The following is a 26,106-nucleotide window of genomic DNA, read 5'->3' on the forward strand; positions in this document are numbered from 1 at the left end:
GCTTACCTCAGCGCGCCAGAGGACCGTAGGGCGGCGGCCTTGTCTGCGTTCGACCACCAGAAATCCAGATAGCCAAGGTTGTAGGGCGGGATTTCTTCGGGGTGCTCGTACATGTCGTAGTAGGCCACCCAATGGCTGGGGTTGTACCAGACCGGCACCATGAAGAATTCATACCGCAGCGCCCGGTCCAGCGCCATCAGGGCAGCCTCTTCTTCCTCGCGGGTTTCGGCCCGCAGGGATGCCTCGATGATGGCGTCGACCAGCGGGCTGGCCAGATTGGCCGGGTTGAACAGCGAAAAGTCCGCGTTTTCCGAGCCATAGCGCTGCAGAAGCCCCGTGCCGGTGCCCTGAAAGGCCGCATAGGCATCATAAAGCAGGTCATAATCGCGGTCGCGTTCCCGCGACGTGAATTGCGAGGAATCGACCCGTTCCAGCGTGATGTCGATGCCCATGTCGGACACGTTGGACACGAAATTCTCCATCACCCCTGTCAGGGTCGGAGAGGCGGAGCTGTTGAACAGGTAATTCAGCTTGAGTGTTTCACCGGCGGCGTTGCGGCGGAGGCCGTCATCGCCCACGTCCCAGCCCGCATCGTCCAGCAAGCGCATGGCGCGGCGCAGGTTGCGACGGTCGCGCAAGGTGTCCGCGTTGGAGGTGTGCGGCATCACGGCCGGTTCCGTCATCATGTCTTCGGGCACCAGATCGCCCAGCGATTGCAGCAACTCCAGTTCCAGACCCTGCGGCGCGTCACCGGCCATCAGCGGCGTATCCTGCGTGAACGACGCGCGTTGCGAGAAGAGGCCGTATTGCAGGCTTTCGTTGGTCCATTCGAAGTTGTAGCCAAGCGCCACGGCCTGTCGCACCCGCTTGTCCTTCAGGTTTTCGGACGCGAGGTTGAAGACGATGCCCGTGGGCGACGGCGGGGAGCCGTTTGGCAGTTCCTTTTTCACCACCGACCCGTTCTGCACCTTGGGAAAGTTGTATTGCGTGGCCCAGATGCGGCTGTCGCCTTCGGCGCGGAACGTGTATTCGCCTGCCTTGAACGCCTCGAACGACGCGGCGCTGTCGCCGAACATCTCGACCCGCAGCCTGTCAAAATTGTTGCGGCCCACGTTGAAGGGCAGATCGTTGCCCCAATAGTCCGGGTTCCGCTTCAGCACGATCCGACGCGAGATATCCACGTCATCAACCATGTACGCACCCGATCCCGGCGGGATATCCAGACGGCTTTCGTTCAGCTTGGCGCCGGTTTCATCGTACCACTTTTTCGACCATGCAGGCACGCCACCCACCTGTTCAATCAGCGACCGACGCGAGATACCGTCGGCGAAGTAGAACTTGATGGTGTAGTCGTCGATCACCTCGACCTTGGGGATGCGCTTGCGCACCGCGTCGGCATAGGATTTCAGGCCCTGATCCAGCAGCAGGTTGTGCGAAAAGGCGATGTCATGCGCGGTGACCGGGCTGCCATCGGAAAACCGGGCCTCGGGGCGCATGTAGAAGGTGACCCAGGATTTGTCTTCGGGGTATTCAAGGCGCTCGCACAGCAGGCAGTAATATTCGGAATACACATCCGCGGGGGCCGCGCCGCCGCCCGGTGCCTCGCCCAGCAGGCTTTCATACATCCAGACCGAAAACGCATGGGCCCGGCCCTGGCGGGCATAGGGGTTCATGGAATCGAGCGTGCCGACAAAGGCAATCGCCATCTCGCCGCCCTTGGGGGCATCGGGGTTCACATAGTCGAAATGTGGATAATCGGCGGGATAGGTCAGATCGCCATAAAACGAATAGCCATGCGAAGACGTGATGTTTTCGTGCCCATCGGCCTTCGCGATGCCGGACCAGGCCAGCGTTGCAATCAGGCCCAGGGCCCCCAGACCGCCCCACAACAGGTTTTTGTTTCGTTCCGCTTTCACACGGGCCTGTGCGGTTTGGCGTTTGGGGGTCTGTCGCATGGAAATCCTCCGGTGGGTGGCATTCAGGGCCGTCTTGTCATTGGAAATAAGCTAAATGCGCAGCACGCCAATATGCAATCGCAGAATCCCCTGTCACGATCCCTTGCATGTGAGGCTGTTGTAACATTTGGCACGAAAAAAGCCGCGGGCAAGGCGCGCGCGGCTTTCATCATGCAGGATTTTGAAAGGATCAGTTGCCGATGCTGTCCAGATAGGCAATCAGGTTGGCCCGATCCTCGACATCGCGCAGCCCGTTATAGCCCATGGATGTGCCCGGGGCCCAACCGCGCGGATTTTCAAGGAACGCGTTCAGGTTTTCAGGCGACCAGACGTCGGCCACCTCGTTCAGTGCACCGGAATACGACCCGTAGTCCGTGGACCCGACATCGCGCCCGACCACGGCATAAAGGTGCGGGCCAACAGCGTTCTCGCCGTCTTCCAGCTTGTGACAGGCGCTGCACTGGCGGAACACGCGCTGGCCTGCGCTTGCATCTGCTGCCGCAAACACATCGGCAAAGGCCACTTCAACCGTTTCCTCGGCTTCCTCGTCATCGGCACCGGTATCAACGACATAGGCCTGCTCTTTGCCGCCGCTGACGTGATACAGTTCTTCCGCGGCCCACTGGCCCAGCAAAAGCACCAGCAGCGCGCCACACAGGCTGGCCGCAATCTTGGTAAAGGTCATGGTGTCGAGCATTGGCTTGCGATTCCGTGGCTTTTGTTGTCGTTCCGGCGGGTATCTACGGCTTCCCCTTGGTACTGGCAAGGTATAGATACCGCGACCAATCGCCCTGCCTGACCTTCCGGGCGCGGGCCGGGAGCAGAGGACGAACTATGCCAACACGGATTGCGTTCCAGGGTGATTTGGGCGCGTACGGCCACGAAGCGGTTCTGAAGGCCCGTCCCGAAGCAACACCTGTCCCGTGCCACGCCTTCGAAGATGTCATTGCCGCGGTGCGCGGCGGTGATGCGGACATGGCGATGCTGCCGGTTGAGAACACGACATATGGCCGGGTGGCCGACATCCACCGGCTGCTGCCCCAAAGCGGTCTGCATATCGTGGACGAGGCATTTGTGCGGGTGCGTATCGCGCTGATGGCCATGCCCGGACAGGACCTGTCCGATATCAGATTGGTGCGGGCCCATCCCGTACTGATCCCGCAGGCGCGCGCCTATCTGGACGCCAACGGCATCGCCGCCGAAGCGGCCCCCGACAGCGCAGGGGCCGCCGCGGCCATTTCCGCCGCCCAAGAGATGGGCGTGGGCGCGCTGGCCTCGGCAGTGGCGGGTGACATTTACGGTCTGACCGTTCTGGCCCGCGATATCGAGGATCAGGGCCACAACACGACCCGTTTTCTGCTCATGTCGCCGGACCAGGACCGCGCGCGGCGGGCCGACACGATGATCACCACCTTCGTGTTCGAGGTGCGCAACATTCCGGCCGCCCTGTACAAGGCCATGGGCGGTTTCGCGACCAACGGTGTGAACATGACCAAGCTGGAAAGCTATATGGTGGGCGGGGCGTTCACGGCGACCCAGTTCTATGCCGATGTCGAAGGGCATCCCGATGACCCGGCGCTGGCCCGTGCACTGGAAGAACTGGATTACTTCACCAACCGGCTGGATATCCTGGGCGTCTACCCGGCTGCGGCCAAGCGCGACTGATCGGTCAGGCGCTGCGCTGCAGCCGCTCTTCGAGCCCTTTGGCATATTCCGCCACACGCAGCTTGAACCGCTTGTTCAGCGACGATTTCGCCAGTCTGAGCGATTGCACGAACAGGCGTGCCGACAAGGTCAGCGGCAAGATGTCCAGCGCCAGCGACATGCGCGTGCGGCTGCGCGACAGGGCCAGCAATTCAATGCCAAATGTCCCCGTGATACCGGTCGAGGCAACGTCGAACACCATCTCGTTGGGCGCGTCATAGCGGGTCAGTTCAAGGTCCAGTTCACGGCGGCGGCCCCGCATCTTGAAATACACTTTCCAGCGCATGCCCACCCCGGCCTGGGTCAACGGGTCCACGCGCTGCACGTCGGCACCGCGCCGCATTGCCTGCCGTTCAAACCCCTCAAAGTCATTGAGGGCTTCGAAAACCTTGTCGATCGGTGCCGCGACGTCCTCTCGGGCCGAGAATTTCATGCCAGATGCCTGCTGTTTTTTCAGGGCGCAGTGTTCCCTCAATCGAGGGTATCCGCAAGCCAGTTCTCAATTAAAAAGTGTGCAATTGCCCCTTTCCGTGCGGGCAGGATCGCCTCGTGCTCGCCCGCGAAGATCGCCAGCATCTCTTCCCGTGTGATCCAGACGGCATCCTCGATCTCGGCCGGGTCGATCGTGATCTCGCGGCCCAGCGCGGTCCCGCGGCAGCCAAACATGAGGGACGCCGGGAACGGCCAGGGCTGGCTGGACAGGTAATCGACCGGACCGACGCGCACGCCTGCTTCTTCAAACACCTCGCGCCGCACCGCCGCTTCGAGTGTTTCACCGGGCTCAACAAATCCGGCCAGCAGGGAATACATGCCCTCGGGCCAACCGGGAGACCGCCCCATCAGCACCGAATTGCCATGGGTGATCAGCATGATCACCACCGGGTCGGTGCGGGGAAAGTGGTGCGCGCCACAGGCCGGGCACGTGCGTTGCCATCCGGCCAGCACCATGTCCGACGCCGCGCCGCAGCGGGCACAAAAGCCATGGGTGTCATGCCAGGCGAACACCGCCTTGGCCGTCGCTGCCAATTCCGCATCACGGGGCGACAGCCAGGTCATCACGCGCCGCAGTTCGGCGAAAACCTCGTCCTCGGCGCAGGCGGGGTGGCGCTGTTCGGTCGGGTCCAGAAATCCGCCCAGTTGCGATGGGTCCAGATCGGCCGGTTCCCATGCCGACAGGTCCAGCGCAAAGCGGGGGGCGCCGTCTTCGCGCCCCAGGAAGATGGCCGTTTCTGCCGTGGCATCAGCACAGGCGGGGTGGTCCAACGGCAGGCGCATCAGCGCAGCCGGACGCGTCCGGTGGATCAGGGGTTTGCCGCGCCACAGCAGGATGGCACGGGCCATCGGGTCGGCCCTGGCCGCCGCGATGGCCGCTTTGTCGCCGCGCAGTTCCGCCGCGCGGTCCAGGGCCGATCCCCCGAATGTCACCGTTTCCGCGTGTTTCATCCCTGCCCCCGCGTCATTTTTTCCGTTTGCCGTGCTTGGCATGGGGGACGCAGTGACGCAATGGGATGGCGTATGGCGGACCTACACGCATGACGTTTTTACTTGCGTTTCGCTCAACCTTGGGATGCAAGATGGGCCATGTCTTGTCCCACAGCGCATCTTTGCATCGCGGCCACCACGGATGTGCACATGCACCTGACGGGCTGGGACATGCTGCGCGACGTGCCCGACCCTGCGCGCGGTATGGACCGGCTGGCGACGCTGATCCGCGCCGCCCGCGCCAGCGCGCGGGGGGCCTTTCTGCTGATCGACAACGGCGATGCGTTGCAGGGCACGCCCCTGGGCGATGTCTGCATGACGGCGCCCGACACAAACCCGTGGCCCGAGATTTTGAACGACCTTGGCTATGACGCGGTTGGCCTTGGCAACCACGATTTCGACTTTGGCCTGTCCGTGCTGGACCGCGTGATGGCACGGATCAACTGCCCCGTCCTGTGCGCGAATGTGGCCCCCGGTTCGGTGCCCCGTGCCGCCCCGACCGCGATCATCGACCGGACCGTGCCCTGTTCCGACGCACAGTCGCGATCGCTGCGCATCGGGCTGACATCGGTCCTGCCGCCCCAGACAGCGGTCTGGACCGAACGGTGCCTGAACGGCGCCGTCGCCTTTCACGGCGGGGTTCAGGGGGCGCGCGCCGCCGTGGCCGACCTGCGCAAGGCGGGTGCGGATGTGGTGATCGTGCTGTGCCACAGCGGCCTGTCCGACGGGCTGGACCCCACGGGCGAAAACTTTGGCGCCGCCATCGCGCAGGGTGTGGACGGGATCGACGCCATGATCCTTGGCCATACGCACCTGCGCTTTCCCGGGGCCGATCACGCCGGCTTTGACGGGGTCGACGTACAGGCAGGCACCGTGCACGGCGTGCCGTCCGTAATGCCACGCCATGCCGGGCAAGAGATCGGGCTGATTGACCTGGACCTCAGCCATGGCCCGGAGGGCTGGACCGTCGGCCCGGCCCGGGTCCGCTGCGCGGCGGCGCGGGAACATGTGCTGCCGGATCCGGCCGTTCTGCGCATGACCGATGCCGCGATGACCGCGACGCGTGCGCATCTCGATACGCCCATCGCGACGGTGCGGGACCACCTGCGCACCTGGTTTTCCATGCTGCGCCCGTCGCGCGCCGAGGCGCTGGTGGCACGGGCCCTGTCCAGCACCATCGCCAGGGTCGTCGCGGGCACGGAACTGGCGCGCCTGCCGCTTTTGGCCAGCGTCGCGCCGCCGGCCATGGGCGGCCGGACCGGGGTGCACAACTACGTCGACATCGCGCCGGGCACCCTGCGCGAACGGCATGTGGCGATGCTGTGCCCGTATCCCAACACGGTCTGGGCCGCCGTCCTGACCGGGGCCGAGATCTGGGACTGGATCGACCGCAGCCTGGTGTATTTCAATGGCGACACCCGCGCGGACAGCCCCCTTGTCCGCTCGGACATCCCGTCCTTCAACTTCGACGCCGTGCACGGGGTCGAGGCCGAGATCGACGCGTTCGCCCTGTCCCCTTTTGACGTGAACGGGCACCGGGTGCGCCGCGATACCAGCCGCGTCCGGCGCTTGACCCATGACGGGCGCGACATCCGGGCCGAGGATCGTTTCGTGCTGGCCATGACCAGCTTTCGCTGCGCGGGTGGCGGCAACTTTCCGGGCCTTGGGTCCGAAACGCCAACGCTGCGTACAGGTGTCGAATTGCGCGACGCCGTGCGACGCGAGGCCGCGCGGACCCCAAGCGCATCAAACGCGGTGCCGTGGCGCTTTGCCCATGCGGGCCGTCATCGCCGGATCATCCACACCGCCCCGGCGGCCGAGGCATTTCTTGGCGACATTGCCGGGTTCGAGCCGCAGGCGCTGGGCGTGGATCAGACCGGTTTTCTCAAGGTTGCGGTCACCGTGTGACACCACTTGCACAGGCGCCCATCGCCAACTATGTACTTGATCGAGAGGTTGGCGCGGGCAGGCGCCTCGCCAACCCGGTCAGATCCGGAAGGAAGCAGCCGTAACGAGCCCCGCTTGGGTCGTTGTCAATCTCTCACCTAAGCGTACCGCGCCACGTGCGGCGCGCGTAAGCCCGGCAGCGCATCAAGGATGCGCGAGAGGGCAAGCTTGGCCACCTGACCGACCATTCGAACGCGGCGGCTGAACCCTACCCTTCCAGCAATATCGGCCAGATTGCCTTGTTCCTGCGCGAAAACGCGCCCAAGTGGCCAATCTTGGCCAACCCGTGGTCCCCGGGGTCAATCACCACCGCATCCGTTCCGAACACCTGCGCCAACCGCCCCACCTGTGGCGGCGGTATCAGATCGTCATCCGCAAAGGCATGCAGACGCACCACCGCATCACTGTTCCAATCGGGCGCCGGCAAGCGATCCCCGATATCGGCATCGTAAAAGTCGCGCGATGTGCACCACTTGCGCCATTGCCAGAACACGCCTGCGGGCAGGTCCTCTCCGACCCGCAGGGCCTTGCCCGGCAGGTAACCGCACACAAGCGTCGCAAGCGGCCCGAATGTGAACCAGAAGTTCAAGGCAACCGCCCGGTAGGGCCAGGGGTGGTCGTGGTGATGCACCATGCCCGATGCCACCCCGATGACACGCACGACATCCTCCATCTCTGGCTGATTCGGCAGCAGCATCGCGCCCAGGGAATGACCCACGATCCACAAGGGTGTGTCCGGCACCTCGCGGCGCATGGCACGGCGGGCCGCCACCTGATCGCGGATGCCCCAATCGCTCATATCGGCACGCACCTTGCGCAAGGGCCCGGCATAGGACCGCCCGGATCCACGATAATCATACGTCAGCACCGCCAGCCCGCGTTCCGCGGCCAGCCAGCGGGCAAAATGGGTGTAAAACGTCTGTGGCACACCCGTGGCGCTGTTCAGAACCACCGCGGCAAAGGGGCGCTGGTCCGGCCGGTACATGCGCCCGACCAGTTCCGCGCCATCTTCGGTCTTGAAGGCCAGCGACCGTTCCGTCACCGCGCGCTGCACCGAGGTTGCGTCAAGCATCGGGTATCTCCCTTGATCCGCACTAGACCACTTGGTCTATTTACCACGCTGGACCAATCGGTCTAATCCTGTCAAGGTCAAAGAATGAACGATCGTGCCCTGCCCACCAAAGACCGGTTGATCCTGTCCGCCGCCACATTGTTCCGCACGCGCGGTTATCACGGGGTCGGGCTTGCGGACCTGTTGGCCGACGCCAAGGCACCCAAGGGGTCGCTTTATCACCACTTTCCGAACGGAAAGTCGGACCTTGCCATGGCGGCGGCCACCTGGGCCTCGGACGAGATGCTGCGCCTGATCGCGGCCAGTTTCGACGGGGCCGACACGTTCAAGGACGGCGCCACGACGCTGTGCTACAAGCTGGCGAAACTCTTTGACATCACCGGCTGGGACACCTGCCCGATCGCGGCCACGCTGTTCGAGGGGCCGGACAACGACGCCTTTCGCGCCCATGCGACCCACATCTACGAAGGCTGGATCGCCGAGGTGCACGATCATGCCGCGCGCCTGGGCCTGCCCCCGGAGGAGGCGCAGGCCAAGTCGGAACATCTGTTCATGCTGATACAGGGCGGCTGGACACTTGCCCGCGCGCGGCGCAGTTCGGACGTCATCCGCCAGATGACGGATCGTCTGTAGATACGCCTGCGCTTGCCTGTGGCGACGGGCGAACCATGTGGTGTGGTATGTCAGACAACAACCAACTTGCCGAAGATCGTACCGATTGGGCCGAGGATCGTACCAGCCTGGCCAATGAACGGACGTTTGCGGGATGGATGCGCACCGGCATGGCGTCCGTGGCCGTCGCCATTGGTCTCAAGGCGGTGTTCGGGGCCACCGACCCGACATGGCTTGCAAAGGCTGTCGCGTCGGTGTTCCTGCTGGCGGCTCTCTATATCTTCTGGTCGGCGCGGCAACAGGCCTGTGCCTCTTATGCCCGGCTGTCACAAAAGGACGCGCAGGTGCAGGGGCATCGCGCCTTCACATTGATCGCCGTTGCAATGACGCTGGGCACGCTGGCAACCGGCATGATCCTGTGGCTGATCTGACGGCAGCGGTGGACGCCGCCCGCCCTGCCCCGTAGTGTCCAGTGGTTACGGCGATTCCGCCCGCAAGCACATCGAGGCCCATGTCAGACGAGACCCAGAAGTACCAGGTACTGGCCCGGAAATACCGGCCCGAAACCTTTGCCGACCTCGTGGGTCAGGACGCGATGGTGCGGACGCTGAAAAATGCGTTCCAGGCGGACAGGATCGCCCAAGCCTTTGTCATGACAGGCATTCGTGGGACCGGCAAAACCACCACGGCCCGGATCATTGCCAAGGGGATGAACTGCATCGGTCCGGATGGCCAGGGCGGCCCGACGACAGAACCCTGCGGCGTATGTGAACATTGCACGGCGATCATGGAAGGACGGCACGTTGACGTTCTCGAGATGGACGCGGCCTCGAACACGTCGGTCAACGATATCCGCGAGATCATCGACAGCGTGCACTACCGCGCGGCCTCGGCCCGGTACAAGATCTACATCATCGACGAGGTGCACATGCTGTCCAACAGCGCGTTCAACGCGCTGCTGAAGACGCTGGAAGAACCCCCCGCCCATGTGAAATTCATCTTTGCCACGACCGAGATCCGCAAGGTCCCTGTCACCGTTCTGTCGCGCTGCCAGCGCTTTGATCTGCGCCGCATCGAACCCGAGGTGATGATTGCCCTGCTGCGCAAGATCGCGGCGGCCGAAGGGGCCGAGATTGCGGATGACGCCCTGGCCCTGATCACCCGCGCCGCCGAAGGGTCCGCGCGGGATGCGACCTCGCTTCTGGATCAGGCGATTTCCCATGGCGCCGGTGAGACAACCGCCGATCAGGTGCGCGCGATGCTGGGTCTTGCGGACAGGGGCCGCGTGCTGGACCTGTTCGACATGATCCTGAAGGGCGATGCCGCCGGTGCGCTGACTGAACTGGGCGCGCAATATGCCGACGGGGCGGACCCGATGGCCGTGCTGCGCGATCTGGCCGAGATCACGCATTGGACCTCGGTGGTCAAGATCACACCCGAGGCGGCGGATGATCCCACCATTTCGCCCGACGAACGCAGTCGTGGCCTGCACATGGCCGAGGCGTTGCCGATGCGCGTGCTGACCCGCCTGTGGCAGATGCTTCTTAAGGCGCTGGACGAGGTGGCGGGCGCGCCAAACGCGATGATGGCGGCCGAGATGGCAGTGATCCGTCTGACCCACGTGGCCGACCTGCCCAGCCCAGAAGACCTTGTGAAAAAGCTGCAAAGTGCAACGCCGCCGCCTGCTGTCCCCGCGGGGACAGCGCCGCCTGCCGGATCGACCGGCGCGCAGGCGGTCCATCAGGCACAGGCGCGCATGGCGGCGCAGCCCAACGCGGCAGGACAGACGACGGCACTGGCCCAAGACACTGACGTGGCGCTGGCGCGCTACCCGACTTTCGATCACGTGATCGAACTGATCCGCGCAAACCGGGACGTGAAGCTGCTGGTCGAGGTGGAAACGACCCTGCGCCTGGCCGCCTATCAACCCGGTCGGATTGAATTTGAGCCCACCGAAAACGCCCCCCGCGATCTGGCCCAGCGGCTGGGCGCGCGCCTGCAGGTCTGGACCGGCAACCGCTGGGGCGTGTCCGTTGTCAGCGACGGCGGGGCCAAGACCATTGCGGAGGTGCGCGACGCCGCCGACCTGGAACTGAAGGCCAAGGCCGAGGAACACCCGTTGGTGCAGGCCGTTCTGGCGCAGTTCCCAAAGGCCAGCATCACCGCGATCCGCACTCCGGAGGAGATCGCGCAAGAGGCCCATATCGAAGCGTTGCCAGAAGTGGATGACGAGTGGGACCCGTTCGAAGAGGACTGATGCGCAGTGGTTTGTCCCCGCGGGGACAGGGTTATGGCATTGGAATCACAGCAACTTTATTTTCGACCCCCGCGCTGGCCGAAGTCTGCGACAAGGTACGGCCCCTGTGGCAGCCCGGCACGCAGGCCACGGCGCTGACCGAAGCGCTGCATTTCTTTGCGACACCGCTGGGTCTGATCCTTGTTGCCCTGTCCGCTGTTGCCATTGCGCGGCGGTGGCAGTGGGTTGGGCTGGCAACCATTCTTGGGTGGACCGGCTTAGTAAGCCTCGTGGCGTTGGGCGCGTCTATCGATCCGACCAGTGTGCATGCGCTTGCCGTTGCCGAAGGCTGTGTCGGTCCACCCACCTTGTTCATCGTCGCAGTCGCTGCAATATGTGTGGGGATTGTTTTGTGGACCAAGCCGCGCACCAGCGGCGCAGACGGATCGGAGAGTTGAATGCTCAAGGGACTTGGCGGGCTCGGCGACATGGCCGGGATGATGAAGAAAGCGCAGGAAATGCAGACCAAGATGGCAGAGATGCAGGACCAGCTGCACTCGGTCCTGGTTACGGGCGAAAGCGGTGCCGGACTGGTCAAGGCGACGGCCACGGCCAAGGGTGAATTGACCGCGTTGGACATCGACCCGTCGATCTTCAACGGCGACGACAAGGAGGTGGTCGAGGACCTGATCCTGGCCGCCATCAAGGATGCACAGGCCAAAGCGCAGGAACGCGCGCAGGAAGAAATGGGCAAGCTGACCGAAGGTCTGGGCCTGCCGCCGGGCATGAAGCTGCCCTTCTAGGTTCGCTTGCGTTCCAGCTGTGGTATGGTGCCGGTGGCCGGCGCGGCGCGAGAGCGTTCGCGCCATTGCCGTCGCAGCCCCAGCAAGAATGCCAGAAAAGCCAGATAGAGGGTGAATGTCAGGCTGAGCCGCGCGACCCCTTCCCGAAAGGTGAGCCCGCGCCCGCCCTGCCCTTCGCTGCGGTCGGTGCCGTGTTCGGCCCCGTCTGCCTGTTCAGGTCCGACGGCAACGTCCGTGCCCCCGGAACAGGCGGCATCGACCGCATCCGACACGCGCCGCAGATCATCGCGCAGCGCGCCGTCCACCTGCAACCCGCGCCCGTCCGCCAACGCCTGGGCCGTGGCCAGCACTGCACCTGCGGCACGCGCATCGCGGCGCGACACGTCCTGATCAAGCGATTGCATCACTGCCGCCGGGTTGATCTGATCCAGATGCCTGCGCAGGGTCTGGCGGTGGTGCACCGACACGGTCCCGCCTGCGTCCAGTATCGCCAAAAGCGCCGAATTCGTGGCCCGCAACCCGCCCGGATAGGCACAGGCGATTGCGACGGCTGGCGCCAGCATCAGACCAGCCAGCACTGCAAGGAACATGCGCATTCGACACCCGTGTCTGTTGTCATCAACGCCCGTTCTAGGGGCCGGGGATTGAGAAGTGGTGAACCGCATTAGACCCTTTTTGTTCTGCTCAAACCGCAATAGGGTCATGCCTGATGAGCAGCACCCGTGACATAGACAACCTGATCGAATTGATGGCCAAGTTGCCGGGGCTTGGGCCACGGTCCGCGCGCCGGGCGGTGTTGCACCTGATCCGCAAGCGGGCGCTGTTGCTGACCCCGCTGGCCGGCATGATGCAGACGGTGGCCGCCACGGCGCGCGAATGCCTGAATTGCGGCAATGTCGGCACCAGCGACATCTGCGATATCTGCACGTCGGAAAAACGCGCCACGGGCGAATTGTGTGTGGTCGAGGACGTGGCCGATCTGTGGGCGATGGAGCGGACGGCCGTGTTCAAGGGCCGCTATCACGTGCTGGGCGGCACCCTTTCGGCGCTGGATGCGATTGGCCCGGATGAATTGCGCATTCCGCGCCTGATCGACCGGGTGCAGACCGAAGGGATCACCGAGGTGATCCTGGCCCTGAACGCCACCATCGACGGTCAGACCACCGCCCATTACATCGCGGATCAGCTGGAGGGTCAGGTCACGCTGACGTCGCTGGCGCAGGGTGTGCCGATCGGGGGCGAGCTGGACTATCTTGACGACGGGACCATCAGCGCCGCCTTGCGCGCGCGCAAGGCCCTGTAATCACCCGCCAAAGAAGCTGCGGAGTCCGGTGACTGCAGCGTTCAGCCCATCATCCGTCACGTCCTTGTGCACCACAAGCCGCGTTGTTCCGGTCGCGCCCGTCAGGTGCACGCCATGGCGCGCCATGTGCTGCGGGAAGGCATCGGTGACCCCGCCCGGCGGGGTGAAGAAGATCATGTTCGTTGCCTGCTGCACGTCGCCGTAGGGGCGCAGCGCATCGGCCAGCGTCGCGGCGCGCGCGTGATCTTCGGCCAGCCGGGACACGTTGTGGTCCAGCGCATGTAGCGCCGCCGCCGCCAGAATGCCCGCCTGCCGCGTGCCCCCGCCCAGCATCTTGCGCCAGCGGCGGGCCCGGTCAATCACGTCCTGCGGTCCAACCAGAACCGACCCCACGGGTGCCCCCAGCCCCTTGGACAGGCAGATCGACACGGTATCGAACAGATCGGCCAAGGCCGCCTCGGCGCAATTGAGGGCCGCAACGGCGTTGAAATAGCGTGCGCCGTCCAGATGCACGGCCAGACCCGCGTCGCGGCCCGCCTGCACTGCGTCCCCGAGACGGGTCAGGGGAATGGCGATGCCGTTATGGGTGTTTTCGAGGCTGAGCAGCCGCGTGATGGGCATGTGCGGATCGTCGTCCTTGACCGCCGCGGTGATGTGCGCAGGATCAAGCGCACCGTCAGCAGCAACGTCCAGCGGTTCCAGACCGATCCCGCCAAGGACCGAGGCGCCTTTCGCCTCGTATTTGTAGATGTGGTAGGGGCGACCGGTGATGACCTCTTCGCCCCGGGCGCAATGGGACAGAAGGCCGACAAAATTGCTTTGCGTGCCCGAGGTCAGGAACAGGCCCGCCGCCTTGCCCAGCCGTTCGGCCAGCGTCGTTTCGAGCCGGTTGACGGTGGGATCGTCGCCGAAAACGTCGTCGCCCACCTCGGCCTTGGCCATGGCAGCACGCATGGCAGCATCGGGGCGCGTGACGGTGTCGCTGCGCAGGTCGCAGAGGATGGGTGCGGTGGGCCCGTCGGGCAGGGATGCGTATTGGTTCATGGGGGGCCTCCGGTCAGAATGCCCCTATCCTATGACGTCCCGCGCAGGGCCGAAAGGTAGCTTTGTGTCCACCACGAGATGTCTTCGCGCATGACGTTGTCGAACAGGGCGGCGTGCCGGTCCTGCCGTTCGCTTCGCGGCATGGTCAGGGCCTGTTCCACCGCTGCCCCCACTTCCGCGGTGTCGTAGGGGTTTACCATCAGGGCGTCGGTCAATTGTTCGGCGGCCCCCGCGAAATGCGACAGGATCAGAACGCCGGGATTTTCCGGGTTCTGGGCGGCGACGAATTCCTTGGCCACCAGGTTCATGCCGTCCGCCAGCGGTGTGACCATGGCGACATCGGCCCGACGGTAGACACCGGCAAGCATGTCGCGGTCAACGGCGCGCCGGATGTAGCGGATGGGGGTCCAGTCCAGTTCCGAATGTGCGCCGTTTATGGTGCCAGCGGTTTGCTCAAGTTCGGTACGGATGTCACGGTAGGCATCCACATCCTCGCGCGAGGGGGGCGCGATCTGCAGCAGCGTGGCCTTGGGTGTGTCGGGCTTGCGGGCGTCAAGATACGCGGCGAACCCTTCGAAGCGGTGCACGAGCCCCTTCGAATAATCGAGCCGGTCAACGCCCAGCACCAGCTTTTGGCCAAGTGTCAGGGCCAGGGAAATGTCCGCCTCGTGTGTCTGGGCGAGTGACGCGAATTCGCGCGCGTCGATGCCGATGGGGAAATGCCGGGGCGCGGCACCGTTGTTCAGCGCGACCATGTGCCCTTGCGTGTCGAAAATCGCGTGGGGGTCGTCGCGGTAGTGCGCCATGACGCGGCCAACGTCGCCTTTGGTCTGCACGCCGAAGACGTCATAGGCGGCGACCCAATCCTTGAGGTCATTGGCCTGCGGCAGGGCCAATATGTCGGCCACGACGGGGAAGGGAATGTGCAGAAAGAACCCGATGCGGCACGACACGCCGCGGTCACGCAGCAACTTGGCAAGTGGAAGAAAGTGGTAGTCATGTATCCACAGAAGGTCATCGGGACCGGCGAACTCCGCCAGCATGTCAGCAAGCCGCGCGTTTACCGCGAGATAGTTGTCGGCATAGTCGGGTCGCAGATGCACAAGATCGGCGCGCCGGTGAAAGAGCGGCCAGAGGACCGAATTGGCATAGCCGAGATAGTACCCTTCTTGCTCGGACGGGGAGATGTCGAAAACCATGCGCGTATAGTCGCCGCGGGCGATTTCGCGCAACTTGGGTTCGGGCTTTTCCACGGGCGTGCCGCTGGTGCCGATCCAAACACCGCCTTCGGTGGTCAGGCAGTCGTGCAACGCAACGACGAGGCCGCCGGAGGGCTGTGCCTCGGTCGGGATGCGGTTCGAGACGACGATCAGACGACCGGACATGGGACCCCCTGTTTCATCATTGCCAATGACCAAGCAGCGCGCGCACGGCGCCCGGGTCGGGCAGGCGATGATGCGCCGCGCTGTCACCAGGCCCCACCTTGATGGCGATGCCGCCATGTGCCTGTGCCCAGGCCATGGCGGGTTCGTCGGTGGTGTCATCGCCCATCATGACGGGCGCGCGCCCCTGAAAGCCCGGCATGTCCATCACATCGGCCAGCGCCAGATCCTTGCCGACACCGCGCGGTCGCATCTCGACCGCCATCTTGGCGGGATGGGCTTCGAACGCCGGGTGCGAAAGAGCGAGGCGGCCCGTAAAGTCGTGAACGGTGTTTTCAAGGTCGGGCTGCGCACGGTAGTGCAGCACGAGGCCGGTGGGTTTCTCTTCGAGCAGCAGTGCCGGCTGTGTGTCGGCGAATGCGCGCGCCGCATTCCGCAGCATGTGCAGCGCATCGGGCGGCAGGTCGACACGCGACGCAAACGTGCCGTCGCGCCGCCATTCGGCACCGTGCCCACCAACGATCAGACCGGCATAGTCCGGCAACCACCGCGCGAGGTCACGCACGGCGCGACCCGAGACAAGCGCCAGCGCACCGCCTGCCCTGTCTGCAACGGCGTGCAGGATCTGCGGCAGATCATCGGGAATGTGGATCGCATCGGGGGTCGGCGCGAGATCAACCAGGGTGCCGTCGAAATCAAGAAAAACTGCCGCCCCATCACAGGGCGGCAGAAACGATGTATCGGGCGTGTGAGCGTCCATGATAGAGGTACGTCCGGCCCGCCGCTTTGGTTCCGCTTTTCGTCAGGGCTGTTCGTCGTCGTCGCTGCCACCCTTGGGCAGGTTGAAGAAGCTGTCGGCATCAACCAGCGTGCTTTCGTCTTCCTTGTCGTCGTCCCCGTCATCGGCCAGCGAGAAGGTTTCAAGCCCTTCGATCGCAGTCGGGATCTTGGGCTCGGCCTCCATGCCCAGCGATTGTTCCGTGCTCACCAGCTTGCGCCGTTCGTCATCGGACATGACAGAGCCTTCGGCCGCCTTTTTCGACGCGGCCTTTTGCACTGCGGCGTCCAGTTCGGACTGTTTGGTCAGGCCAAGCGCCACCGGGTCGACCGGCTGGATGTTCGAGATGTTCCAGTGGGTGCGGTCGCGAATCGACTGGATCGTCGGCTTGGTCGTGCCCACCAGTTTCGAGATCTGGCCGTCGGTCAGTTCGGGGTGGAATTTCACCAGCCAGTAGATGGCGGCAGGCCGGTCCTGGCGCTTGGACAGCGGGGTATATCGCGGGCCGCGGCGCTTTTCCTCGCCCACGGCGGCGGCGTTGAACTTGAGTTGCAGTTTGTGCATCGGGTTGGCTTCGGCGGCATCGATTTCGTCCTGCGTCAGCTGGTTGTTTGCTATGGGATCAAAGCCTTTGACCCCGGCGGCCACGTCGCCATCTGCAATGCCCTGCACTTCCAGTTCGTGCATGCCAACAAAGTCCGCGATCTGTTTGAAGCTGATCGTCGTGTTGTCCACCAGCCAGACGGCGGTGGCCTTGGCCATGATCGGTTTTGCCATTTTCACATGCTCCTATGCATAACTGTCCCGTCGCCTGAAAGAGGCTGCCTTGGGGGCCAAGGCGGGTTTCCATTGTCGGGGAACTTGGACGCGATATAGTCGGCTGCGACGAAAAAGGAAAGCCTTATGCGCAGTGTTTTGATGTGGTTGGTGATGGCGAGCGCTGCGTGGGCGCAGGACCGGTCGGGCGCGTTCGACTATTACGTGTTGGCGCTCAGCTGGTCACCCAATTGGTGCGCCTATGAAGGCGATGCGCGCGGGTCGGACCAGTGCGATGCACGCCATGACCATGGCTGGATCCTGCATGGGCTGTGGCCGCAATATCACCGCGGATGGCCCGAATACTGCAAGACCGCAGAACGGCCGCCCAGTCGCGCCATGACCCGGGATATGGCGGATATCATGGGGACCTCGGGGCTGGCCTGGCACCAGTGGAAAAAGCATGGCGTGTGTTCCGGCCTGTCGGCGCCTGCCTATTACGCGCTGTCGCGACAGGCCTATGACAGCGTCGTGCGCCCGCCCGTCTTCCGCAAACTGGACAAGACGGTGAAACTGCCCGCGTCCGTGGTGGAAGAGGCATTCCTGCAGTCCAACCCGGACATGGAGCCCGACGGCGTGACGATCACCTGCCGCCAGGGACACATTCAGGAAGCCCGCATTTGCCTGTCGCGCGACGACCTGACGCCTGTTCCGTGCGGCCAGGATGTTGTGCGCGATTGCCGGGCGCGGGATGCGCTATTCACGCCCATCCGCTGAGGGCGGCCGCCACCCCGGCGGGCGCATCATGTAGCGCCACGCCTCGTCCCATGTGCTGGCGTGCCGCATGTCGCGCCACAGGCCCGGCAGTTCCGAGAACCAGACCACAACCGGATTGCGGCTGTCGAAGTCGCGCTTGAGGCCATAGCGTGGCGTCTCCTCCTCGGCCTGGTAGGTGCCGAACAGCTGATCCCAGATCACGGTGATGCCGCCATAGTTGCGGTCGATATACTTGTCATCACAGCCGTGATGCACCCGGTGATTGGCAGGGCTGTTCATCACCCTGTCGAACCAACCCAACCTGCCAATCACCTCGGTGTGGATCCAGGTCTGGTAGGCCAGCACGGTGATGATGCCGAAAAAGATCATCTCGGGTGAAAAACCAAGACATACCAGCGGGATATGCGCAATCAGGCTCCAGACCCCTTCCAGCGGGCCAAATCGGATACCCGTGATGATGTTGTAGTCGCGGGACGAATGGTGCACGGCGTGCTGGGTCCACAGCAGGCGCACCTCGTGGGCGATGCGGTGTTCCCAGTAATACGTGAGATCCGCAGCAACAACCGCTAGCGCGATGCCCCGCCAGGTCAGCGGAATTTGCCAGGGCTGCGCCACCTCGGCCAGGATGTAGAAGATCGCATAGCCACCGGTCAGGATTAGCACCTCGAACACCAGATAGGGGATCTGTGTCGAGGCACTGACCGCCATTTCGGCCAGGGTCCGGCCCTTGTGTTCCCCCTTGAACAGCACCTCGGCCGTTTCGATCAACAGGATGGCGACGCCAATGAGGAAGAACACTTCGTCTATCTGTGTGCCCAGAGCGTCAAGTGCGGTGGGTGTCATGGTCTGGTCCCTTGTGTCAGTGTCCGCCAGGCGAAGGCAGCAGCCTGTTTGGGGGTGGCATCGCCGGAGGTGACCATCGTCCAACCGGCGTAGATCAGGTTTTCATAAGCCTGCACGATCCACTCCGTCGGGACATGAGGGTCAAAGGTGCCTTCGGCCTTGGCCATATCGATATCATGCGCCAGGTCATGGGTTTGCGCAGCGTAAACTGCGGCCACACGCGGGTCATGTGCTGCGGGCTCGGTTGCCAGAAACATGTGCCGCGCGGCCAGTGGCAGGATGGCGTGCAAGGCCATCTCCAGCCCTTGGGTATAGGTGGCGCAGTCCGCAACCGCGTGGTTGACCGCATCGTCCAGTTCCCTGGCTGCGGCCAGTGTCAGTGCGACCATCAGATCGTCGCGGCCGGAAAAGTGGCGATGCAGCGTCGCCCGACCGACCCCGGCGGCCTTGGCAACATCTGCCAGGGATGCACCGGGATTTTGACTGAACACGTCGAAAGCAGCGTTCAGGATTACATTGGATGATGATACATCTTTGTCTCGCATGAGACACATATGTCTCGATTCGTTGCCAAGTTCAAGATGCACCCGTGACAGCCGTTGCGTGCCTGGTCACATCGCATCGGTCATGGCAGATGTCGGAGCCTCCGGCGGTCGTATTTTTGGTCGGAAGAAACGAAAACGCCCGCGCCACTCATCCAATGTGAGCACCGCGGGCGAAAAGGGAAGCATGCGCTTCTCCCGACGCGGCCATCGGCTCGACAGCCTGTACCGCCCTCTCAAGGAAAGGCATTAACCTTAACAAGGCGTTTCTTTCGACCAAAAATACGACGGGGGTGAGCGCGTATGCGCGAGGGGGCTGGCCCCCTCCCTTTAAAAAATCGCGTGGGCGCAGCCCTCATTTGGATCAAGGTCATCCGCCTGCGACTTCCAGGACAATCTTGCCGATATGGCCTGAACTTTCCATGCGGGCATGGGCAGCTGCCGCATCGCCCAGGTCAAATTCGGAATCCATGACCGGGCCAATTCGGCCCGCAGACAACAAGGGCCAAACGGCTTCACGCAGATCCCGCGCGATCCACGCCTTGGCCAGATCGCTTTGGGGACGCAGGGTGCTTCCGGTCATGGTCAGCCGCCGGGTCATCAGCTGAACAAAGTTCACGTCGGCCTTGGGCCCTTGCAAAAAGGCGATCTGGACCAGGCGACCATCGTCGGCAAGCGCGGACAGGTTGCGCGCGATATAAGGGCCACCGACCATGCACAGGATGAGGTGCGCGCCGCCTTCGGACTTTAGGCAGTCCGTGAAATCATCTTCGCGGTAGTTGATCGCCACTTCGGCGCCCAGGTCACGACAGGCCTGACACTTCTCTTCGGACCCTGCGGTTGCGAAGACGCGCGCGCCAAAGTGATGTGCCAGTTGGATCGCGGTTGTCCCGATCCCTGACGAACCACCGTGGACCAGAAACCGTTCGCCCCCTGTCAGTTGGCCCCGGGTAAAGACGTTGGACCAGACGGTGAAATAGGTTTCGGGCAGACAGGCCGCCTGCTTCAGGGTCATCCCATCCGGCACGGGCAGGCAATGCGCTGCCGGCGTCGCCACGTATTCGGCGTACCCGCCGCCGGGCAGCAGGGCGCACACCGTGTCGCCAACCGACCAGTCGCTGACGCCGGGGCCGACCTCGACAATGGTGCCGGATGCTTCAAGCCCAGGCAGATCGCTGGCGCCCGGCGGAGGATTATAGAGACCCGCCCGCTGCAAGGCGTCGGGCCGGTTGACGCCTGTCCACGCCACTTCGATCACCACCTGGCCGTGACCCGCCGTGGGTCGCGGACGGGTGACGAGGTGCAGCACCTCGGGCCCGCCGGGGGCATTGATTTCGACCGCGCGCATGTCCTGCACCATTCTGATCCCTTTCGTTTTGCACATCGTACCTTGGAAGCAACCGGGAAAGGAACCCATATGCTGATCGCCGCGCTTGTTGTGAACCTGGTCATCCTGGTGCCCGTGATCGCGGGCCTTGTCCGGGGGCGGATGGACCTTGCATTTGGGCCCGACACCGATGCGCGCCGCATCCTGCTGTGCCTGTATTGCAGCATCGCGGTGGCGAGCGCCGTGCTGATCCTGCTGCACGTGCTAGGCGCGGCGTGGGCCGTGCCGATGACGTTTGCCCTGTTCGCCGTGCAGATCATGTACAAGCTGGCCACCGTGGTCATGGTGGGCCTGCACAGCCCGGTCGTCGCCACGAATCTGTGCGTTGTGGTATTCCAGTTGTCCGCCATCTTGGCGTGGTCAGGTGCGGGGGGATGACCATGAACCGGGCAGGTCGGAGGCGGCGCCACGCGACGGTGCCTTGATCTGGCTCAGCACCCAGTTCGGGCCTGCGAGAAGGGTGCTGAGCGCCTTGTTGTCGCGCACCTGCGCCTTGACCTTTTCGATCTGCATCACGTCATCGATACGCCGGTCCAGAAAGGCCCATGTGGCCTGATTGTCCGTGCTGTCATCGCCCAGCCAATAGAGGACGGTGGCCGAATAGACGCCGGACAGAGTTGCGCGTTTGGTGTACCAGTTCACGTCGTCCGACGTGTCACCGAGCGTCATCCAGATTTTGTCAGCCGTACCCCAGATGGCCCTGGCACCGTCCGCCGCGTGCATTGGCAGCGCAAACAGCGTGGTTCCCCGGCGCACGGCCTCTTTATCTGTGACTGCTTCGATCCTGAACCTGACACCGGCCGCAATCTTGTCGCGGAAACGATCGGGCAGGTCATCCGATTGCATCCGCGCAACCATCGCCGCGTCCCCGCGCGCGTGATAGGCCAGCGCAAGGTCGACCGCGCCGCGCGGGCAGATGGCCCGTGCCATGGTCATATCGATCCCGGCATCCCGGGCCGCGGCGGTGAACGTCACCTCGGACCACCCATCGAAGGGCACGTGCATCAACGCGGCATCCAAAAGGGCGGCTTTGGTCGTTTCATAGGATGTGGTCATGAGCGGTCCTTTGGGCGGCTGCGGATGCTGGACAAAGTAGGGCGGCCTTGCTATACGGCCACTTCCTGCAAATCCTTGCAACTCGAATCTAGAAAGGTGGTGACAACCACATGCAGGTTAGTGTTCGCGACAACAATGTCGATCAGGCGCTTCGTGCCCTGAAAAAGAAGCTGCAGCGCGAAGGCGTTTTCCGTGAAATGAAGCTCAAGCAACATTTCGAGAAGCCGTCCGAGAAAAAAGCGCGCGAGAAAGCTGAAGCGATCCGCCGGGCCCGTAAGCTGGCTCGCAAAAAAGCGCAACGCGAAGGGCTGCTTTAAGCCAAGAGCGTCGAAGTGAATTCAAGAACCCTGTAGCCGCCCGGCTGCAGGGTTTTTGTTTGCCGCTTTGCTTTTTGCGCGCGTGGGAACTTAGGCAGCGGTGCTGTCGCCCATTTCCGCCGCCGGGCCAGACGCGCGCCGCGCCAGCCTAAAGCGCGCCAGGCTGTCCATCATATCCTGCATCCCGCGGTTCAGGGCGGCGCATGCCGCGTTCGTATCCTGGAACATTGCGGCGTTGCCCTGTGCAACCTTGTCCATCTCCGCCACGGACACGTTTACTTCGCCCAACTGGTCGGATTGTGACGCGGTCGCTTCGGCGATCCGCTGGACCGACCCCGTCATGGCCGACACCGCCTCGACGATATCGCCCAGCGCGTCGCCGGCTTGCCGGGCGAGCGCCACACCCGATTTGACCTGCCCGGTGCTTTTTTCGGTCAACGCCCCGATTCCCCGGGCCGCGTCGGTGGCGCGTTGCGACAGCGCCCGCACTTCGGACGCGACCACGGAAAAACCGCGCCCGGCCTCGCCCGCGCGCGCGGCTTCGACACCGGCGTTCAATGCCAGCAGGTTTGTCTGAAACGCGATCCCGTCCATCAACGCGTTGATCTTGGCAATCTCGTGCGACGAGGTTTCAATCCCGTTCATTGCAGCCACAACCTGGTTGACCATATCGCCGCCAGTCATGGCATCCGCGCGCACCTTGTCCGCTGTCGCCGCCGTGGATTGCGCATTCTCGGTCGAGGCGCGCACGGCCCCGTTCAGTGAGTCGACCGCGTGGCTCGTGATTTCAAGCGATTGCACCTGCGCCTCGGTTCGGCGGGACAGGTCAATCGCGGCGTTCTGGACGCTGGCGACCAATTCCATCAGCTTACCGGTGCTGTCATGCACATCTTCCAACACATGCGACAAGGCCGCGACGGCGCGGTTGAAATCCAACCTGAGCGGTTCATAGGCGTCCGGGAATTCGGTATGTATCCGGTGGCTCAGGTCGCCGGCGGCGATGCATCCCAACCCTTCCCTCAGGCATGAGACAACCGTGGTTTGCGCGTCGTATTGCGCCTTTTGCGCGGCCAGGGTTTTCGCCTCGGCCTCTTGTGCGGCGGCACGGCTTTTTTCCCGCGCAGCCTGTTCACATGTGAGCGCTTGCAACAGGGCTTCGGCTTCGGATTGTGCGGTCTGCGCGTTCTGCGCCTCTTTCTCTGCGTCTGCGCGCGCTGCGTCGGCCTGTGCGCTGGCGCTGGACGCCTTGGCATATGCGGTTTGTGCGTCTGACAGCGCGATCCGCACCGCGTCCATCATGTGCAGACGCTTGCCCACGATCAGCACCAGAACAAAAAACTGAATGCCGACAATGGCGCCGTGAAACAGGGCGCGTTCGATGTTTTCGATCACATCAACGCTTGGAAACACAAGGCGCGGCAAGAGGATGCCTACCGACACGTGGTGCAGCACGGTTGTCACTGCGGCCAGGATGATCGTCGGCCTATGAACAAGCCCGACCAGTGTTGCAAGCACGGCGAAAAACAGCATGTGACCGTCAATCTGCCACCCCGTCCCGCTGAGCGCCGCGACAAGGCCGATTGCCTGCGCAATCGCCGCCTGTCCCACGATGATGCAGTAGTGTCTGTGCCGTTGCCGGAAAGACCAATACGCAAACGCTGTCGACCCCAGACAGATGATGGCCGGCACAGGCGATGCCGCCGGAAGCAAGAATCCCGCGATGCCGATCAGGCAGCCCAGCGCCACGCATCCCATCAATATCCAATAGGCGGCAAGCGTGCGCGAGGCCTGTAGGCTGTGATCGATGTTCATGCTCATGTCGCGTATCCACAGAATGCGGCAATCGATGCGCCATCCATGACCCAAAGCGCCCCAAGCGCGCGGATGGCCGTGTCAAAGGCCTGAAGGTCGTCCACCTGTGCCAACACGGCAATCGGTGCCGTTTCCGGACCCACGACCGCGCCGCCCGCGGCCGTGACCAAGGCAGGTCCGTCAGACCAGGGCGGTAGAATGACGAGCCGCAATGGCGACCCGGTGTCAGGTTGCAGCGCCAACCCCGCAAGGGCCGGTCCGCACGTCAGAAGCATCACCATTACAAAAACGCGCATCGCACTCATCCGGCTACCTGACCGGGGTCTAGTCCAAGACTTCTAAAGATAGGGCTAAGAACAGGGTAATTGGCGTGTGCCCGTTCAACATCGGGACAAGCGGTGCAGTGCCAGTTCCGGCAAACGGACGGCAGCGTGGCCAATCAAAAGCCCCTTGAGATAGGCGCTTACCCGATCTTGGCGAACATGCGGGCGCGGTCCTGCAGCTGATCGTCGCTGATCCAGCCCTGATCATGGGCGATATCGCCGAGACTGCCGGTCTGCAGGCCCTGACGGTTGGTCAGCGTTCGCAGGAAATTGCCCACGCACACCAGGCCACCATACGTTTTCGTATTCAGACGCGCATATCCACGGCCCATGCGGTTCGCGCGAGCGCGCCGTTGGTCAGGTACAAGCGGCGCAACTGCATCGACACCATGTTTGGCAGGCTCAAGGACTGGCACTGGGTTGCTAAGCGCTGCGTCAGCAGACCAAGGGCGTTCCCCTCAGCAATCGCCCTGACCGCACCTGTCCTATTGGGTATGAGATCTGACCCGAGCCGATCGTCACATTAAATGGCACAGGCGCGATCAGCCCTTGGCCCCCTGTCCTCTTGCGTAGACGTCTTCGTATCGCACGATATCGTCCTCGCCCAGGTAGGTTCCTGTCTGCACTTCGATCAGGACCATCGGCACCCGGCCCGGGTTTTCCATGCGATGTTTGGCACCCAGCGGGATGTAGACGGATTCGTTTTCCGTCACCAATGTTACCGTGTCATCCACGGTCACTTTGGCCGTGCCTTCAACCACGATCCAGTGTTCGGCACGGTGGTGATGCGATTGCAGCGACAATGATGCACCCGGGTGCACCACGATCCGCTTCACCTGGAACCTGTCGCCAATGACAAGGCTTTCGAACCAGCCCCACGGGCGGTGATCCTTTGGAAAGTGTTCGGCCTGGCCCGAACCGCGCGCCTTCAGCGCCGACACCGCATTTTTGACATCCTGCGCCCGGCTTGCATCCGCCACCAATACGGCGTCGGGCATGGCCACGGCAATCACGTTTTCAAGGCCGATCCCAACCAGCTCAAGGCCATCATGTTCGGACCTGAGAAGCGAATCCGCGCAATCGATGGCGGTAACATTGCCCGACGTCGCTGTGCCGGCATCATCACGGGCACTGGCCCGCAACACAGCATCCCAACCGCCCAGATCGCTCCAGTCGCCGGTGTATGGAACGACGGACAGATTGCCGGCGCGCTCCATGACCGCATAGTCGATCGAGATGTCTTCGACCTTTTGCCACGGCTCGACCCCCAACCGCAGGAATCCCAGGTCTGGCTGCGCGGTCTCGACTGCGGCCTCGACCGGACCAACCAACGATGCAGCATGGGTTTTGAAAGCTTCTATGATGTCGCATGCCCGGAACAGGAAGATGCCCGCGTTCCACATGTGACGCCCTGATGCAACTAGCGTCGCCGCGGTTTCGGCGTCGGGCTTTTCCACGAAACGTGACAGCGGGGCAGCGGCGCCGCTTGGCGCGGATTTAAGTTCCAGATAGCCGTAACCGGTTTCGGGATATGTCGGATGGATACCGAAGGTCACCAGTTGCCCTGCCTCTGCCGCAGGCACACCGGCCTGAACGGTGGCACAGAAATCTGCGTCTGACGGGATCAAGTGGTCCGAAGGGCACACCAACATCATCGCGTTCGGGTCGGCAGCATGCAAATGAAGGGCGGCGGCCAGAACAGCCGGAGCCGTATTGCGGCCCTCAGGTTCGATCAAGACAGCGGCAGGATCAATACCGACGGCGGCCAGTTGTTCGACCACGATAAAGCGAAAATCCGACGCGGTAATGATGACCGGTTGGTCGAATTCGGCAAACCGGCGGGCAGAGGCCTGGAACAGCGTTTCCGACCCAAGGATCGATGCGAATTGCTTGGGATAGCTTTTGCGCGACAACGGCCATAGGCGTGTGCCCGATCCGCCGCATAGCAACACTGGCGTTATGGACATGTTCTACA

General features: G+C 63.4%; 29 protein-coding genes and 1 other RNA gene. 12 read left to right on the top strand and 18 right to left on the bottom strand.

Annotated elements, in window-relative coordinates:
- Positions 1-2 precede the first annotated feature (2 nt).
- Together Q0844_RS19295 and Q0844_RS19300 are read right to left on the bottom strand one after the other, a co-directional pair.
- Positions 3-1,955 (bottom strand): extracellular solute-binding protein, encoded by a 1,953-nt coding sequence (locus tag Q0844_RS19295; protein ID WP_299048423.1) that lies wholly within the window; start codon positions 1,953-1,955, stop codon positions 3-5.
- Positions 1,956-2,145: 190 nt separating this feature from the next.
- Entirely contained in the window at positions 2,146-2,652 is a 507-nt protein-coding gene (locus Q0844_RS19300) for a c-type cytochrome (RefSeq protein ID WP_299048425.1), read from the bottom strand.
- Positions 2,653-2,789: 137 nt separating this feature from the next.
- Between Q0844_RS19300 and Q0844_RS19305 the strand changes: the two genes are divergently transcribed.
- Positions 2,790-3,620 carry a prephenate dehydratase gene (locus tag Q0844_RS19305; RefSeq protein WP_299048427.1) on the top strand — a complete coding sequence of 277 codons (831 nt, stop codon included), beginning with the start codon at positions 2,790-2,792 and terminating at the stop codon, positions 3,618-3,620.
- A gap of 4 nt (positions 3,621-3,624) precedes the next feature.
- Here the strand turns inward: Q0844_RS19305 and Q0844_RS19310 are convergent, their stop codons facing one another.
- On the bottom strand, positions 3,625-4,092 hold the full coding sequence (locus Q0844_RS19310; protein WP_299048429.1) for an SRPBCC family protein: 468 nt from the start codon (positions 4,090-4,092) through the stop codon (positions 3,625-3,627).
- 38 nt (positions 4,093-4,130) lie between these two features.
- Positions 4,131-5,102 (bottom strand): NAD(+) diphosphatase, encoded by a 972-nt coding sequence (gene nudC, locus Q0844_RS19315; protein ID WP_299048430.1) that lies wholly within the window; start codon positions 5,100-5,102, stop codon positions 4,131-4,133.
- Between the two features lie 138 nt (positions 5,103-5,240).
- Here nudC and Q0844_RS19320 point away from each other — a divergent pair, with 138 nt between their 5' ends.
- Both Q0844_RS19320 and ffs read left to right on the top strand, forming a co-directional pair.
- A complete protein-coding gene (locus tag Q0844_RS19320; protein WP_299048433.1) occupies positions 5,241-7,049 on the top strand; it encodes a 5'-nucleotidase C-terminal domain-containing protein in 1,809 nt (602 codons plus the stop codon).
- Positions 7,050-7,090: 41 nt separating this feature from the next.
- Positions 7,091-7,188: signal recognition particle sRNA small type (gene ffs, locus Q0844_RS19325), an RNA gene on the top strand.
- Positions 7,189-7,296: 108 nt separating this feature from the next.
- Here the strand turns inward: ffs and Q0844_RS19330 are convergent.
- Positions 7,297-8,160: an alpha/beta fold hydrolase gene (locus tag Q0844_RS19330; protein ID WP_299048434.1), complete on the bottom strand. Its 864-nt coding sequence runs from the start codon at positions 8,158-8,160 to the stop codon at positions 7,297-7,299.
- An 84-nt stretch (positions 8,161-8,244) separates the two neighbouring features.
- Here Q0844_RS19330 and Q0844_RS19335 point away from each other — a divergent pair, with 84 nt between their 5' ends.
- The 5 genes from Q0844_RS19335 to Q0844_RS19355 are packed head-to-tail and all read left to right on the top strand — an operon-like array spanning position 8,245 to position 11,811.
- Positions 8,245-8,793: a TetR/AcrR family transcriptional regulator gene (locus tag Q0844_RS19335; RefSeq protein ID WP_299048435.1), complete on the top strand. Its 549-nt coding sequence runs from the start codon at positions 8,245-8,247 to the stop codon at positions 8,791-8,793.
- A 47-nt stretch (positions 8,794-8,840) separates the two neighbouring features.
- Entirely contained in the window at positions 8,841-9,203 is a 363-nt protein-coding gene (locus tag Q0844_RS19340) for a DUF202 domain-containing protein (protein WP_299048438.1), read from the top strand.
- A 41-nt stretch (positions 9,204-9,244) separates the two neighbouring features.
- Positions 9,245-11,029: a DNA polymerase III subunit gamma/tau gene (locus Q0844_RS19345; protein ID WP_299048441.1), complete on the top strand. Its 1,785-nt coding sequence runs from the start codon at positions 9,245-9,247 to the stop codon at positions 11,027-11,029.
- Positions 11,029-11,466 carry a hypothetical protein gene (locus Q0844_RS19350; protein ID WP_299048443.1) on the top strand — a complete coding sequence of 146 codons (438 nt, stop codon included), beginning with the start codon at positions 11,029-11,031 and terminating at the stop codon, positions 11,464-11,466. The genes Q0844_RS19345 and Q0844_RS19350 overlap by 1 nt, the downstream gene beginning before the upstream one ends.
- Positions 11,467-11,811: a YbaB/EbfC family nucleoid-associated protein gene (locus Q0844_RS19355; protein ID WP_299048446.1), complete on the top strand. Its 345-nt coding sequence runs from the start codon at positions 11,467-11,469 to the stop codon at positions 11,809-11,811.
- Here the strand turns inward: Q0844_RS19355 and Q0844_RS19360 are convergent.
- A complete protein-coding gene (locus tag Q0844_RS19360; protein ID WP_299048449.1) occupies positions 11,808-12,407 on the bottom strand; it encodes a hypothetical protein in 600 nt (199 codons plus the stop codon). The two genes, Q0844_RS19355 and Q0844_RS19360, sit on opposite strands and share 4 nt — an antisense overlap.
- Positions 12,408-12,520: 113 nt before the next feature.
- Between Q0844_RS19360 and recR the strand changes: the two genes are divergently transcribed.
- Positions 12,521-13,114 (top strand): recombination mediator RecR, encoded by a 594-nt coding sequence (gene recR, locus Q0844_RS19365; RefSeq protein ID WP_299048454.1) that lies wholly within the window; start codon positions 12,521-12,523, stop codon positions 13,112-13,114.
- Here recR and ltaE read toward each other — a convergent pair whose 3' ends face one another.
- Genes ltaE through Q0844_RS19385 form a run of 4 tightly spaced genes read right to left on the bottom strand, consistent with a single transcriptional unit; the run spans position 13,115 to position 17,095 of the window.
- Entirely contained in the window at positions 13,115-14,158 is a 1,044-nt protein-coding gene (gene ltaE / locus Q0844_RS19370; RefSeq protein ID WP_299048457.1) for a low-specificity L-threonine aldolase, read from the bottom strand.
- Between the two features lie 29 nt (positions 14,159-14,187).
- Positions 14,188-15,543, bottom strand: coding sequence for a trehalose-6-phosphate synthase (locus Q0844_RS19375; RefSeq protein ID WP_299048460.1), 1,356 nt, complete (start codon positions 15,541-15,543; stop codon positions 14,188-14,190).
- A gap of 16 nt (positions 15,544-15,559) precedes the next feature.
- On the bottom strand, positions 15,560-16,300 hold the full coding sequence (otsB, locus tag Q0844_RS19380) for a trehalose-phosphatase (RefSeq protein WP_299048463.1): 741 nt from the start codon (positions 16,298-16,300) through the stop codon (positions 15,560-15,562).
- 42 nt (positions 16,301-16,342) lie between these two features.
- Entirely contained in the window at positions 16,343-17,095 is a 753-nt protein-coding gene (locus Q0844_RS19385; protein WP_299048465.1) for a DUF1013 domain-containing protein, read from the bottom strand.
- Between the two features lie 126 nt (positions 17,096-17,221).
- Between Q0844_RS19385 and Q0844_RS19390 the strand changes: the two genes are divergently transcribed.
- Positions 17,222-17,851, top strand: a complete 630-nt coding sequence (locus Q0844_RS19390) for a ribonuclease T2 (RefSeq protein ID WP_299048467.1) — start codon at positions 17,222-17,224, stop codon at positions 17,849-17,851.
- On the opposite strand, the gene Q0844_RS19395 is transcribed toward Q0844_RS19390, so the two are convergent.
- The 3 genes from Q0844_RS19395 to Q0844_RS19405 form a co-directional block, all read right to left on the bottom strand.
- A complete protein-coding gene (locus Q0844_RS19395) occupies positions 17,831-18,694 on the bottom strand; it encodes a sterol desaturase family protein (RefSeq protein WP_299048470.1) in 864 nt (287 codons plus the stop codon). The two genes, Q0844_RS19390 and Q0844_RS19395, sit on opposite strands and share 21 nt — an antisense overlap.
- Positions 18,691-19,239, bottom strand: coding sequence for a TetR/AcrR family transcriptional regulator (locus Q0844_RS19400; RefSeq protein WP_299048472.1), 549 nt, complete (start codon positions 19,237-19,239; stop codon positions 18,691-18,693). Before Q0844_RS19400 ends, Q0844_RS19395 begins: the two co-directional genes overlap by 4 nt.
- 367 nt (positions 19,240-19,606) lie before the next feature.
- Positions 19,607-20,596 (bottom strand): NAD(P)H-quinone oxidoreductase, encoded by a 990-nt coding sequence (locus tag Q0844_RS19405; protein ID WP_299048474.1) that lies wholly within the window; start codon positions 20,594-20,596, stop codon positions 19,607-19,609.
- A gap of 57 nt (positions 20,597-20,653) precedes the next feature.
- On the opposite strand from Q0844_RS19405, the gene Q0844_RS19410 reads away from it, so the two are divergent.
- Positions 20,654-21,001, top strand: coding sequence for a hypothetical protein (locus Q0844_RS19410; RefSeq protein ID WP_299048477.1), 348 nt, complete (start codon positions 20,654-20,656; stop codon positions 20,999-21,001).
- Here Q0844_RS19410 and Q0844_RS19415 read toward each other — a convergent pair.
- Positions 20,984-21,679: a COQ9 family protein gene (locus Q0844_RS19415; RefSeq protein ID WP_299048480.1), complete on the bottom strand. Its 696-nt coding sequence runs from the start codon at positions 21,677-21,679 to the stop codon at positions 20,984-20,986. The genes Q0844_RS19410 and Q0844_RS19415 overlap by 18 nt on opposite strands.
- A gap of 110 nt (positions 21,680-21,789) precedes the next feature.
- On the opposite strand from Q0844_RS19415, the gene rpsU reads away from it, so the two are divergent.
- Positions 21,790-21,996 (top strand): 30S ribosomal protein S21, encoded by a 207-nt coding sequence (rpsU, locus tag Q0844_RS19420; RefSeq protein ID WP_005614280.1) that lies wholly within the window; start codon positions 21,790-21,792, stop codon positions 21,994-21,996.
- A gap of 90 nt (positions 21,997-22,086) precedes the next feature.
- Here the strand turns inward: rpsU and Q0844_RS19425 are convergent, their stop codons facing one another.
- The 4 genes from Q0844_RS19425 to Q0844_RS19440 all read right to left on the bottom strand — a co-directional run bounded on the left by Q0844_RS19425 (position 22,087) and on the right by Q0844_RS19440 (position 26,098).
- Positions 22,087-23,814, bottom strand: coding sequence for a methyl-accepting chemotaxis protein (locus Q0844_RS19425; RefSeq protein WP_299048483.1), 1,728 nt, complete (start codon positions 23,812-23,814; stop codon positions 22,087-22,089).
- Entirely contained in the window at positions 23,811-24,104 is a 294-nt protein-coding gene (locus Q0844_RS19430) for a hypothetical protein (RefSeq protein ID WP_299048486.1), read from the bottom strand. Before Q0844_RS19430 ends, Q0844_RS19425 begins: the two co-directional genes overlap by 4 nt.
- 167 nt (positions 24,105-24,271) lie before the next feature.
- Positions 24,272-24,463, bottom strand: a complete 192-nt coding sequence (locus Q0844_RS19435; protein WP_299048608.1) for a hypothetical protein — start codon at positions 24,461-24,463, stop codon at positions 24,272-24,274.
- Between the two features lie 210 nt (positions 24,464-24,673).
- Positions 24,674-26,098, bottom strand: a complete 1,425-nt coding sequence (locus Q0844_RS19440; RefSeq protein ID WP_299048488.1) for a mannose-1-phosphate guanylyltransferase/mannose-6-phosphate isomerase — start codon at positions 26,096-26,098, stop codon at positions 24,674-24,676.
- Positions 26,099-26,106 lie beyond the last annotated feature (8 nt).

It is taken from the genome of uncultured Tateyamaria sp. (assembly GCF_947503465.1).
Classification (GTDB): Bacteria; Pseudomonadota; Alphaproteobacteria; order Rhodobacterales; family Rhodobacteraceae; genus Tateyamaria.